Source organism: Microbulbifer sp. HZ11 (assembly GCF_000708675.1).
Taxonomy (GTDB): domain Bacteria; phylum Pseudomonadota; class Gammaproteobacteria; order Pseudomonadales; family Cellvibrionaceae; genus Microbulbifer.
Genome location: NZ_JELR01000001.1, coordinates 733,447 through 746,460, shown reverse-complemented (window position 1 = coordinate 746,460; position 13,014 = coordinate 733,447). Strand labels below are relative to the sequence as shown.

Sequence of the window (13,014 nt, the reverse complement as noted above, 5' to 3'; positions counted from 1 at the left end):
TAAATGGTCCGAGGCGATAATCCGTATCGCCTGACGCAGTATTCTTCGCGTGAAAAACGGCAAAGGGGCGCGACCCTGAGGTGGTGCCCCTTTTGGCAGGAAACGGTATGGCGCCTCCGGCAAATACCGACTACCGCTCTAAATCAGAACTTGAATTCCGTACCTACGCCAACGTAGCTGCGTGCGTAATCATCCGCGGCGGTTTCATCGGTGTAGAAGGTAAATACCTTGGCAGCTTTGGACAGCTTGTAGTCCAGTCCAAGGCTGAATGTTTCGCCATCGGTTTTCACGATATCAGACTGGCCGTACTGTGCTTTCGCGGTCCAGTTATTGATTTTGTAAGCGACAGAGGTCATCCATCCGTCCTGCTTACTGTTGTCTGCTCTTTCCTGCTCTTCGTAAAGCCCGCCGACCTGCACATTACCAAAGTTGTACTGCGCAACCATACGCGCAACATTCCAGTCATTGGCCTCTACATCCATGTCATAGGCGTAGGCCAGGTAGACACCGTTGTTATCGTACGCAAATGCAACGGAAGTACCGTTGTCGCGGGTGTCGATCAGCGCACCCTCGTCGTCGAGGATTTCGGCCTCTTTATTGCTGATGTACGCTGCTGCCACTTGGAAGCCACCAAATGACGGAGTGGTGTACTGCAGATTGTTGGATTCGCGGTTGTCGCTTTTGGTGATCAGGCTTTTAATATCGCCTTCCAGGTCGTTGAACAGATCTACTTTCTTCTGTGCAATCTTCAACGGCGTATCGAATTTACCGCCGATGACCTGGCCGAAGTCGCCTTCGAGGCCGGCAAAGATATTGCGCTGGGTGAAGGTGTCACCTTCGCCATCCATGTTGACCTGGTATTCCATTTTGTAGATGCCCTTGATACCACTGTCTAGGGGCAGCTCGCCTTTTACACCGAGGCGAGAGGCATTGCTTTTTACGTCGGTCGTTGCGCCGTCACCTTCGTCGTTGGACTGAAAGGAAGCGTTGGCTTTACCGTAAAAGCCAAAGATTTCCGCGTTGGCGAAAGAGGGAAGTACTGCAACCAGCGCGAGCGACATGGCGGTCTTTTTCATGGGGGCTCTCGTAATGTTTGTAAAAAATGAACGCTGTGTGTTCTTGAGTTGCGCGCAGTTTGCTGCGGAAATGTTACAAAGATGTGAAATGTGAAAATAAAGTGAATAAATTGTTACTACTGCGCTTTATGCGTGACAGGTATGGCAGTTAAATCGGAGTGAAAGCGGGGGGAGTTCCCACAGGGACGGGGCATGGGTCGATGACAGGGATCAGGTTGGACGACCGACCAAATATTTTGTTGGGGCTATGGGCCTGTGCAGCGGGCATTGGGCAGGTTGCCTACTGGCCGGAATTGCCCGGGTCTCAGACCGTGGCTGGAGCAGCACTGCTCGGCCTGCTTGCCGTCACTCTGCTACTGATGCTGAGCGGCGTAAGGCCCGTTACAGTCAACCGGCGAGTTGTGCTTCTCTTCAGAGTCGTCCTGCCATTCTTGTTCGGGACATGCTGGGCACTGTGGGCAAACCACCAGGCACTGGAGCGGAGGCTACCTGAGTCACTACACGGTACCGACCACACCCTGGAACTGGAAGTGGTTTCGCTGCCACAAGCCGCGCCGGCGGTTTCCTTTTTCGGTGCGCCCCGGGCGGCCACCGGTGGGTATCTGGATGCGCGCTTTCGCGCCCGTGTTACTGATGGAGAAGATGCCCGCTTTGTTGGCCGCATTTTACAACTCGGCTGGTATCGGATGGCTCCGGCGGACGCTGAGCGTCTTGAGGCCGGCAGTCGCTGGCGGATGCGAGTGCGGGTCAAACAGCCCCGTGGTAGCGTCAATCCCCATACCTTCGACTATGAAGCCTGGCTGCTCGAACAGGATATTTTTGCCACGGGTTACGTGCGCGATCGTGATAACGAGCCGCTGTTTCTCAGAGCCGGTGCGGGCCTCAACCGCATTCGGGAGGATCTGCGCAGTCACCTGGATAGCGGGGCACAGCTACAAGAGCTCGCGTATAAACAGGCGCCGCTGATGCGTGCATTATTGCTGGGCGACCGCAGCGGAATTGATGAGGCGACCCGCAAGCTCCTCCAGAATACGGGTACTGCGCACCTGCTTGCGATCTCTGGGCTGCACGTGGGAATGGTGGCCGGGTGCTTCTTTTTATTTGGAGGCGTTCTGGGGCGCACCGCCGCTGTGCTGGGCGCTATGCGGGCGGGCAATCCTGTGTACCTGGGCGGTGCCGCCGGGTTATTCGCGGCGTTGACCTATACGCTGATCAGCGGGGCTCCACTGTCTGCCCAGCGGGCACTCGTGATGGCGATGGTGGCACTGGGGGCAGTCGTTCTGCGGCGCCGGTTTGACGGTCACCTGGGGCTGGCGCTTGCCCTGTGTGGCATCCTGTTCTGGCAGCCACTGGCGGTACTCAATGCTGGATTCTGGCTGTCGTTTATCGCAGTCGGCGCCTTGCTGTTACGTTTTCAGGGCAGGGTGCGGGTAGACGATCGGCCGATGCCCTCCACAGGCTGCTTGTCGCTCGGTACAAGGTGGCGTACCTGGCTGGTGAGTGGTGTCCACAGCCAATGGGCCATTGTCATTGGTATGTTGATACCCTCAGTGTTGATTTTTCATGGGGTAAGTCTGAGCGGGCTTGTGGTCAACCTGTTCGCGATTCCCTGGGTTGGCCTGTTGATCTTGCCTCTGATTCTGGTGGGTGCTCTGTGTCCAGTGGAGCCTCTGGCGGCGGGAATATGGGCGCTGGCCGACTTACAGTTGGGCTGGCTGGTTGCCTTTCTCGAATCCGCAGACCGAGTTGCCCCCGGCTGGTATGTGCTCCCGGTGCCCGGGCCCTGGGTCATATTGCTGGCGGCCGTTGGTGGGGTGCTGCTGGTCATGCCGCCGGGTGTTCCGGGGCGGGGGCTTGGCTGGCTTTTGATTCCGGCCATTGCCGTTGGCGGCACCGGCTGGCAGCGGCCGCTGCCGGACTCTTTCGAGCTGACGGTACTGGATGTGGGGCAGGGCCTGGCGGTTACCGCTGTCAGCGGGGCGCATACGGTTATCTTTGATACCGGTGCGAGTTCCGCTAGCGGGTGGAGCGCGGGCTCGAGCATAGTTGCGCCCTACCTCCAGGCACAGGGCCGGCAAAAGGTCGATGCGCTAATTGTCAGTCACGGGGATCGCGATCATGCCGGTGGTGTAGGCGGGGTGCTGGAGCAATTGGAGGTGGATAATGTGGTCGCGCCGGGCAGTCTCGGCCAGCGCTTGCTGGCGAAGCCTGGGTCGCGTTCTTGCCGCGCCGGGCACACCGCTCAATATGGCAGTTTCTCAATTCACTGGTTGTGGCCGCGCACAACATCGGTGAATGGTGAGGAGAATGACCACAGCTGCGTCGGTCTATTGCAGTGGAATCATGTGCGTATCCTGCTAACCGGTGATATTCCCAGCCGGGTAGAGATGCAATTGGCTGCGCTATACCCCGATCTGCCGGCAGTCGATCTTCTCATTGCACCGCACCACGGCTCGCGTACCTCCTCCTCAGCGGCGCTGATCGCGTGGGCGCAGCCGTCCCTCGTGGTGTTCAGTGCCGGCTACAAACACCGGTTTGGACATCCGCATCCGGATGTGACTGCGAGGTACCGGGCGGCCGGTGCAACTCTCTTCAACACCGCGCAGGAAGGAGCCATTCAGTTCCAATGGGATGATACTGGTGGGCTGGAGATTACACGGGCGCGGCAGGGGGGGCGCTTTTGGTATCAGCATCACAGCGACAAAAAAGATAACAATCAGATACTTAGCCACCGCCAATAGCTGTGGTAGAGTTTGGCGCTGTAGTGCTGAACGAGTGCCGAATGGCTCGGCCTGGCACCGGAGTTTGCAGGGGATTTCTCTGTAAAGCTCTCGATAAACCATAAGAATCCCGTACGCAGTCTGGGGCACAAACGTGTTAGAAATCATCAAATCCGGCGGCTGGCTGATGCTGCCAATCCTGCTTTGTTCCGTTGCCGTTATCGCCATCTTTATCGAGCGCCTGTGGACGCTGAATGAGCGCAAGATTGCGCCGCGGACCCTGTTGGGGGATGTATGGGGCAGTCTGCGAAACAACGAGTTGACCACAGAGAAGATCAAGGAACTGCGCGATTCCAGCCCGCTGGGGCGCATCTTTGCTGCGGGACTGTCCAATTCCAAGCACGGCCGTGAGGTCATGAAGGACAGTATTCAGGAGGCCGCCAGTCAGGTGGTGCACGACCTGGAGCGGTTCCTGAATGTGCTGGGCACCATCGCTGCCGTTGCCCCCTTGATCGGTCTGCTCGGTACCGTTGTGGGGATGATCCAGGTGTTTACCGCCATCATGCTGGAAGGCACCGGAAACGCGGGTGTCCTTGCCGGTGGTATCTCCCAGGCATTGATCACGACGGCCGCTGGCCTGAGTGTGGCGATTCCGGCGCTGATGGCGCACCGCTACTTTCAACGCCGCCTGGATAGCATTGTGGTCACCATGGAGCAGGAAGCCGTCAAGCTGGTGGACGCGCTGCACAGTGACCGTCGTATCGAAGCCGCCTGAGCCCATAGCCAGACATTCAGGAGCGCTCGATGCAATTCCGTCGCCAAAGCCAAGAGCAGGATGGGGTCAACCTCACACCACTGATCGATGTGGTGTTCCTGCTGCTGATCTTCTTTATGGTGTCTACCACCTTTACCAAGGAAAGCCACCTGAAACTGAACCTTCCCGAGGCTGCAGGGCCCCAGGCGGAAGTGCCGCCGTCCACCATTGAAATTCTGATCAATGCGGACGGTTCTTACTCAGTGGATGGGCAGGCGCTGATCAACAAGAAGTTGGTTACTCTCAAATCGGCACTGTCGGAAGTTTCTGCTGGCGAGTACAATCGCCCGCTGATCATTACCGCGGATGCCACTGCCGAACACCAGTCAGTGGTTCGCGCCATGGATGCTGCTGGTCAGCTGGGATTTGTGCATCTCAGCATTACCACGCGGCAGCCTGACGAACAGTAATCTATAAGTGTTGATGCGGGGCGGCGACTACGACGCTCCGCTAGCCCTTTCGTAACGACCCGCCCGCAATCTGCGGGCGGCGTCGTTTGATGGGGCGGCAAACACACGACCTGATTGTTTATGGAAAAATCTCCGCAACCGGCCCGTACACCGAAAAATGGAGCCAGGACCTACCGTCGCCTGCTCTCGTATGCCGCACCACACTGGGCGGTGTTTGTGGTCGCCGTCTTCGGTTTCCTGCTGTTCTCCACCATGGAAGTTGCCCTGATTGCGGTGACGGAATTGCTGCTGGATGCGGTGGGTGCTGGCATCGATACCGGCCGTGGCTTCCTCTCCAAATACGTTGCCTCTTATTTCCCCAATGGCCAAATGCCACAGGAGACTGCTCGCTGGTTGGTACCGATGGGGATGCTCATCATTATTGTACTGCGCGCGGTAGGTAATTTTGTGGGCAGCTATGGTCTGGCGTATGTCGCACGTGCGGTGATCCACCAGCTGCGTTCCGAGCTGTTCGAAAGTATCGGCCGGTTGCCAAGCAGCTATTACGACCGCTATACCGGCGCTTTCCTGATTTCCAAGGTGGCGTATAACGTCGAGCAGGTCACCAACTCCATTACCAAATCGCTCAAGACGATCTTTCGCTCCTCGTTTACCGCGATCGGATTGCTCACCTACCTTCTGATGGTGAACTGGAAGCTCACGCTGACCTTCTTTCTGTTTGTGCCGATTATTGCGGCCATTGTCGGCATTGTGGGCAAGCGTTTTCGCAAGCTCAGTCATCGCATCCAGAACACCATGGGGGACGTTACCCACGTTACCCAGGAAGCCATCAACGGCTATGAGGTGGTGCGTATGTACGGTGGGCAGAAGTATGAAAACGCGCGCTTTCAGGCGGCGAGCAATGCCAATCGTCAGCAGTTTATGAAACTGGTGGTTGCGGATAACGCAAGTGTGTCGGTGATTCAGATTCTTGTGGGGCTTGCCACAGCGGTGCTGGTCTGGTTTGCGCTGGCCCCGGGGATGGTGGAATCCATGACCGCCGGCGTGTTTGCCTCATACATCGGTGCGGCGGCGTCCCTGGCCAAGCCGATCCGAAACCTGTCCGAGGTGTACGCGGAAATCCAGAAGGGGATCGCCGCCGCAGAAAGTATTTTCGAGGTGTTCGATGCCCCCAAAGAGCCGGCCGAAGGCGACGCGGTACTGCCGCAACCGGTGACCGGAGAGGTGACATTTGAGCATCTCGGTTTCCGCTACAGCGAAGACGGCCCCGAAGTGCTTTCGGACATTAATTTCACTGTGCGCGCGGGGCAGACGGTGGCCCTTGTGGGGGCATCCGGTTCGGGCAAGACCACGCTGGTCAGCCTATTGTCGCGGTTTTACGAACCGACCAGCGGCCGGATACTACTGGACGGGGTCGATATCACGCGCTTGCCGCTGGCTAATCTGCGCGCACAAGTCAGCCTGGTTTCCCAGAATATCGTGCTGTTCAATGACACCGTGTACCGCAATATCGCGTACGGGGAGCTGGAATCGAAGTCGGATGCCGAGGTGCAGCGGGCTGTGGACCAGGCCCACGCGCGCAGTTTTATCGAGGAGTTGCCACAGGGGCTGCAGACGGTTCTTGGTGACAACGCTCAGATTCTGTCCGGCGGTCAGCGCCAGCGACTGGCTATCGCGCGGGCGCTGCTGAAGGATTCGCCACTGTTGATTCTGGACGAGGCCACCTCGGCCCTCGACAACACTTCCGAGCGGCATATCCAGGCCGCGCTTGCCGAGGTGATGAAAGACCGTACCACCTTTGTGATCGCCCACCGGCTCAGTACTATTGAGAACGCAGATTGCATTCTGGTCATGGATCAGGGGCGCATTGTGGAGCAGGGCAGCCACAGCGAGCTGCTTGCCCAGGGCGGGCGCTACGCACTCCTGCTGCAACAGCAGAATATGCAGGGCGCGGGTTGAGCGCCACCAAATTGTTGAATACATCGCATCAGGGATAGGGGGCGCAGAGCGCAATGTCGCTTGAAGACTGGTTAAACAAACGCTGGTACCCGGCCACTGAAGGTGGCGACGATAACGGCACCCAGTTGCCACTGCTGGCACCGCTGGAACTGGCGTTTCGCCACGGTAGCCGCTGGCGCAAGCAGCGCAATAAACCGGCGCCGCTACCGGTGCCGGTGATTGTGGTTGGCAACATCACCGTGGGCGGCGCCGGCAAAACACCACTGGTGGCCGAACTCGGCCGCTGGCTGAAGGAACGCGGCCGTAAGCCCGGGATTATCAGCCGCGGCTACGGTGGTCGCGCCAAGCATTACCCCTATGATGTCACCGCCCAATCTCATCCCCTCGAGTCCGGTGATGAGCCGCTGATGCTGCACCTGATGACCGGTCTGCCGGTTATGGTGTCACCAAAGCGGGTTGAGGCGGCGGAGGCGCTGGTTGAGCAGCACGGTTGTGATGTGATCCTTTCCGACGATGGGCTACAGCACTACGGCCTGTGGCGCAGCATGGAAATCTGTGTGGTGGACGGACACCGGGGGCTCGGCAACGGGCACCTGTTGCCGCGCGGGCCCCTGCGGGAGTCGATCGAGCGCCTGTCCAGTGTGGATATGGTGGTCGTCAATGGTACCGCCGGTACCCTGGCGGAGTCCCAGTGTGGCGACAAGGTCGACTTCACCATGCACCTGGAGCCGGCGCGCTGGCATCAGTTCAACCTGGACCAGACCTCCACTCTCAAGCTGGAATCCGGCCCGGAAGTGGGCCCGTGCCACGGAGTGGCGGCGATCGGCAACCCCCAGCGCTTCTTTAACGCCCTGCGTGCGATCGGTTTCACTGTGATGGAGATGCCTTTCCCGGATCATCATCAGTTCTGCCAGCAGGAGCTGCAGCTCGACGGTGTAACACCGGTCATAATGACCATGAAGGATGCGGTGAAATGTCGCGATTTCTGGCAGACCCACTGGTGGGCGCTGGAGGCACGGGCGCAGCTTCCCGATCTGTTCTATCAACGCATACACCAACACCTCGAGAGTTTTGACGCCCCATGAGCCGTATCGCCGATGACCTGAGTTTTGACGTCATTATCCCCGCCCGCTATGGGTCCAGCAGGCTGCCCGGAAAACCACTGGCTGAAATTGCCGGGAAGTCCATGGTGCAGCGCGTTTACGAGCGTGCCAGTGAAAGTGCGGCAGAGCGGGTAATCGTCGCGACCGATGATGATCGCGTGGCCGAGGCGGTGGCCGCTTTTGGTGGTCAGGTGTGTATGACCAGCTCCGATCATGCCTCCGGTACCGACCGCCTGCAGGAAGTGGCGGTCAAGTTGGGGCTCGCGGAGGAGCGGATTCTGGTGAATGTGCAGGGGGATGAACCGCTGATTCCGCCTGCGGTCATCAACCAGGTTGCGCGCAACCTGGCGGATAACACCACTGCTGGTGTGGCTACCCTGGCGGAGCCTATCGAATCCGTCGAGGACTTCGTCAACCCAAATATCGTCAAGCTGGTGTGTGAGGAAAGTGGTCTGGCACGCTACTTTTCCCGTGCGCCCATACCCTGGCCCCGGGACGCATTTGCCGCGGACAGGTCTGTGCTGCCTGAGGGGCTGACCCCCCGTCGTCATATTGGCATCTATGCTTACCGTGCGGCCCTGTTAAATTTGTTTGTAGGCTGGCCCATGGCACCGTTGGAGCGGATCGAGGCACTGGAGCAGTTGCGCTTCCTCTTTAATGGACAGCCGATACATGTGGCGGACGCCTGTGAGGCCGTGCCCGGGGGAGTGGATACAGAGCATGACCTGGCGCGGATGCGCAGTCTGTTCCGCTAAGCGTTGCCTGCGTCAAGCGCACGTATACCGCTCGGTACCTCCGCAAAAAGATTTCGCCGGTACGGTCAATTCATATTCTGGTAGTGCATGATTCAATCTGATATCGACCTGCAGCCTTTTAATACCATGACGATCGCCGCGCAGGCCCGTTACTTCTGCTCGGTGACCTCTCTAGAGCAGTTGCGTGACGCTCTGCGGTTTGCCCGCGATAGGCAGCTTCCGATACTGCCCCTCGGTGGCGGCAGCAATATTGTACTTACCGGGGACTTCCCCGGCCTCGCATTGCATCTTGGCATGCTCGGAGTAGACCTTAGGGATACTGAGGATGGGGTGCGAGTACGTGCAGCGGCAGGGGAAAACTGGCACCAGCTGGTAATGCGTACTGTCGAATCCGGGTATGGCGGACTGGAAAACCTGGCGTTGATTCCCGGGAACATCGGTGCGGCACCTATTCAGAATATTGGCGCTTACGGAGTGGAGCTGAAAGATCACTTTGAGCAGCTTACCGCCATGGAGATCGCAACGGGCGAGCTGGTGACCTTCACCGCGCGCGAATGCGCTTTTGGTTACCGTGACAGCCTGTTCAAGGGGGAGGCCAAAGATCGCTACCTGATTTGCGAGGTAGTGCTCAAATTGCACCGTGGCTGGCAGCCGCGGATTGATTACCCCGCCCTTCAGCAACACTTTGAGGCGCACGAGACCAGCCTTGAATCCTTGACCCCGCAGCAGGTCGCGGAAGCGGTGATTGATATCCGTAACAGTAAGCTTCCGAATCCGCTAGAAATACCGAATACCGGTAGCTTCTTTAAAAATCCCGTGGTGTCCGAGGCTCAATACACGGCCATCAAAAAAACATACCCGAACGTCGTCGCTTATGCAGCCGGGAACGGATGGAAACTGGCCGCAGGCTGGCTCATCGATCAGGCCGGCTGGCGTGGCTTTCGGCGTGATGGGGTCGGGGTGCATGACCGCCAGGCACTGGTGCTGGTGAATCCGGGGCACCGGGCAGGGCAGCAGGTAGTCGATCTGGCCCGTGATATCGCCGAAGACATTCAAGTCAAGTTCGGGGTGACCCTGGAGCCGGAGCCGCGGTTTTACCCGTAGAGCCCGGGGGATCGCAGCAATGCCGCTCACTTAAGTAATTTTGTGGCGGCGCCGCTACCGGATGCGGTCTTGCGAGACACGCCGTAAACCCATCCCTGGGGCTCTGCACCGCCATCCCTGGCGGTGAAGGTCTCACAAGACCGCACCCGATATCGTCACCTTCGCCCTCAGCTACGTTAAATGAATAGTAGTACGGGGGGTGCAGGGGTTCCGTAGTGGGAAATGCCGGCCTTGGAGCGGCATGGGAAATTTTCTGCTGTTTGTGTGGGTTAAAACAATAGATAACTTCGCGTTTAGTTGCGTACCACTTGCTTTGCAATGAGACACTAGTCTGGTATGTTTTCTGAGGGCTCTGTGGATGGATCTTTGCGGGACATAACTCGCTGAGCAATAACAAAAAATTCGATTTTGTGCTAGCTGATTTCAGTAGGAAAATTTTGCGCAGAATCGGCTGATAATCCGTGGTTGGGGCTAATTTGATAAAAGTCTTAGTGGTAGACGATCACGACTTGGTGCGTATGGGTATTTCCCGCATGCTGGGAGATGTCGATGACATTCAGGTTGTCGGCGAAGCCAAAAGTGGTGAAGACGCACTGGCATTTGTCCGCGAGACGGAAGTGGACGTCATTTTGATGGATGTACGAATGCCCGGAATGGGGGGCCTCGAGGCTACCCGTAAATTGATTCCCCGCTTTCCCAAGGCGAAAGTCATTGCGGTCAGCGCACTGGACGACGACCTTTTCCCCAGCCGGCTGATTCAGGCGGGGGCCTCCGGTTACGTCACCAAGGGCGCGGATCTGGAAGAAATGGTGCGGGCTATTCGCTCGGTAGTCGCCGGCGAAACCTATATCAGTTCGTCAATGGCGACCAAACTGGCCCTGCGCAGTGTCAGCGGTGGCTCATCACCCTTCGAAGATCTTTCCGAGCGGGAGTTGCAAACGGCGGTCATGATCGTCAACGGTAACAAGGTGGCAGAAATTGCCGAAACCCTTGCGGTCAGTCCGAAAACCGTCAACACCTATCGCTACCGGATATTTGAAAAACTGGGCCTGCATTCCGATGTGGAGTTGACCCTGCTCGCGGTCAAACACAATGTGCTGGACCCGGAAGAGGCTGTGTAGCGGCAGCAGGTATTTGGCAGCGGAAGCGTTTAGCGCGAGCAGATAGAATCGGTGCATCATGGTGTGTTGTTAGAACAGGGGCCTTTCCGGCCCCTGTTCTGTTTGGGTGGTAGTAAATTTTGCATGTTCGACAGTAAGCGATTTTTATCGACAGTAACCCGTAAACCTGGCGTCTATCAGATGTTTGATAGCCAGGGAAAGGTCCTGTATGTCGGCAAGGCGAAGAATCTGCGCAATCGTCTGGGCAGCTATTTCCGGGCCACCGGGCTCACCGCAAAAACCATGGCACTGGTGGAGAAAATTGCGGATATCGAAGTGACGGTTACCCGCAGTGAGACGGAAGCGCTGGTGCTTGAGCAGAGCCTGATCAAATCCCAGCGGCCGCCCTACAATGTGATGCTTAAGGATGATAAGGGGTACCCTTACATCTTTTTGTCGAGCAAAGATACCTTTCCGCGCATTGCGTTTCACCGCGGTTCAAAACGTAAGAAAGGTGACTATTTTGGGCCTTTCCCCAACGCATCGTCGGTGCGTGACAGTCTGAACTTTCTGCAGAAAACCTTCCGTATTCGCTCCTGTGAAGACAGTGTCTTCGCCAACCGCTCGCGCCCGTGCCTCCAATATCAGATTGAGCGCTGCACGGCGCCCTGCGTCGATTTTATATCGGCGGAAGACTACCAGGCCGATGTGCGCCACGCGCAGATGTTCCTTGCCGGTAAAAGCGACACGATTATCCGCGAGCTGGCCGATTCCATGGAACGGGCCTCGGCTGCGCTGGAGTTTGAAAAAGCCGCGCGCCTGCGCGATCAGATCGTCGCATTGCGTCGTTTGCAGTCGGACCAGATTGCAGAAAGTGCCGGTGGCGATGTGGATGTGCTCGGGGCGGCGACTTCTGGTGGCCTGTGCTGTGTGCATGTCCTGTTTATTCGGCAGGGGAGGATTCTTGGCAGCCGTAGCTACTATCCCAGTGAAAAGCTCGGTCTGGAATCTTCGGAATTGCTCTCCGCGTTTATCCCGCAGTTTTACCTCGGTGCGAACCGCGAGATTCCCCGTCAGATCCTGATGTCCGAATCGCTGGAAGATGGCGATGCGCTCCAGCAGGCGCTGTCAGAGCAGTCTGGCAAAGATGTTCAGTTGGTACACAAGCTGCGCGGTAATCGTGCCTCCTGGGTGGAAATGGCCCAGCAGGCCGCCAGCCAGAACCTGCAAAGTCGTACCGCGTCGCAACAGAAGCTGCAGGACCGGTTTGAGAACTTGCAGGAGGTGTTGCGGTTGGGGGAGTTGCCCGAGCGCCTCGAGTGCTTCGATATCAGTCACTCCAGTGGCGAAGCGACGGTGGCATCCTGCGTGGTGTTTGATACCGGCGGACCGGTCAAATCGGATTATCGGCGATTCAATATTGAAAATATCACTGCGGGGGATGATTACGCGGCCATGGGGCAGGCGCTGCAACGGCGGTACGCGCGATTATCAAAGGGGGAGGGCCGCTTCCCGAATATATTGCTGATCGACGGCGGTAAGGGGCAGGTACGGCAGGCCATTGATACACTCAATGAGCTGGGGGTCACCGGTGTCCAGATTATTGGTGTCGCCAAAGGCACCACCCGCAAAGCGGGGTTTGAGACGCTGCACGTGGTGTCCCAGAATCGCGAGCTGGTGCTGGAGTCCGATTCCCCGGCTCTCCACTTGATTCAGCAGGTGCGGGATGAGGCGCACCGGTTTGCGATTACCGGCCACCGCCAACGGCGGGACAAGAAGCGTCGCGAGTCACCCCTAGAGGGGATTCCCGGTGTCGGGCCTGCGCGCAGGCGTGCATTGCTGCACCACTTTGGTGGATTGCAGGAAGTAATGCGCGCATCGGTCAACCAGCTGGCCAGTGTGGAGGGGGTCAGCCGCAAGCTTGCCCAGGAAATTTACTCCACTCTGCACAATGAGTAATGTAAAGAAACCTC

10 protein-coding genes are annotated in these 13,014 nt (G+C 57.9%); 9 read left to right on the top strand and 1 reads right to left on the bottom strand.

Annotation, left to right across the window (positions count from 1 at the left end; genetic code table 11):
* Positions 1-143: 143 nt before the first annotated feature.
* Complete coding sequence (locus AU11_RS03235; RefSeq protein ID WP_043316379.1) at positions 144-1,076, bottom strand: porin; 933 nt, start codon at positions 1,074-1,076, stop codon at positions 144-146.
* Positions 1,077-1,276: 200 nt separating this feature from the next.
* Here AU11_RS03235 and AU11_RS03230 point away from each other — a divergent pair, with 200 nt between their 5' ends.
* The 9 genes from AU11_RS03230 to uvrC all read left to right on the top strand — a co-directional run bounded on the left by AU11_RS03230 (position 1,277) and on the right by uvrC (position 13,000).
* Positions 1,277-3,817, top strand: a complete 2,541-nt coding sequence (locus AU11_RS03230) for a DNA internalization-related competence protein ComEC/Rec2 (protein ID WP_081847903.1) — start codon at positions 1,277-1,279, stop codon at positions 3,815-3,817.
* 133 nt (positions 3,818-3,950) lie between these two features.
* Positions 3,951-4,571, top strand: a complete 621-nt coding sequence (locus AU11_RS03225; protein WP_043316377.1) for a MotA/TolQ/ExbB proton channel family protein — start codon at positions 3,951-3,953, stop codon at positions 4,569-4,571.
* Between the two features lie 29 nt (positions 4,572-4,600).
* Positions 4,601-5,020 (top strand): biopolymer transporter ExbD, encoded by a 420-nt coding sequence (locus AU11_RS03220; RefSeq protein WP_043316375.1) that lies wholly within the window; start codon positions 4,601-4,603, stop codon positions 5,018-5,020.
* 120 nt (positions 5,021-5,140) lie between these two features.
* Positions 5,141-6,979, top strand: coding sequence for a lipid A export permease/ATP-binding protein MsbA (msbA, locus tag AU11_RS03215; protein ID WP_043316373.1), 1,839 nt, complete (start codon positions 5,141-5,143; stop codon positions 6,977-6,979).
* A gap of 53 nt (positions 6,980-7,032) precedes the next feature.
* Positions 7,033-8,064: a tetraacyldisaccharide 4'-kinase gene (gene lpxK / locus AU11_RS03210; protein WP_043316371.1), complete on the top strand. Its 1,032-nt coding sequence runs from the start codon at positions 7,033-7,035 to the stop codon at positions 8,062-8,064.
* A 17-nt stretch (positions 8,065-8,081) separates the two neighbouring features.
* Positions 8,082-8,837 (top strand): 3-deoxy-manno-octulosonate cytidylyltransferase, encoded by a 756-nt coding sequence (gene kdsB, locus AU11_RS03205; RefSeq protein ID WP_197023794.1) that lies wholly within the window; start codon positions 8,082-8,084, stop codon positions 8,835-8,837.
* Between the two features lie 87 nt (positions 8,838-8,924).
* Positions 8,925-9,941 (top strand): UDP-N-acetylmuramate dehydrogenase, encoded by a 1,017-nt coding sequence (murB, locus tag AU11_RS03200; RefSeq protein WP_043316366.1) that lies wholly within the window; start codon positions 8,925-8,927, stop codon positions 9,939-9,941.
* A 476-nt stretch (positions 9,942-10,417) separates the two neighbouring features.
* Positions 10,418-11,062 (top strand): response regulator, encoded by a 645-nt coding sequence (locus AU11_RS03195; protein WP_043316364.1) that lies wholly within the window; start codon positions 10,418-10,420, stop codon positions 11,060-11,062.
* A 123-nt stretch (positions 11,063-11,185) separates the two neighbouring features.
* Entirely contained in the window at positions 11,186-13,000 is a 1,815-nt protein-coding gene (gene uvrC / locus AU11_RS03190) for an excinuclease ABC subunit UvrC (RefSeq protein ID WP_051686903.1), read from the top strand.
* Positions 13,001-13,014 lie beyond the last annotated feature (14 nt).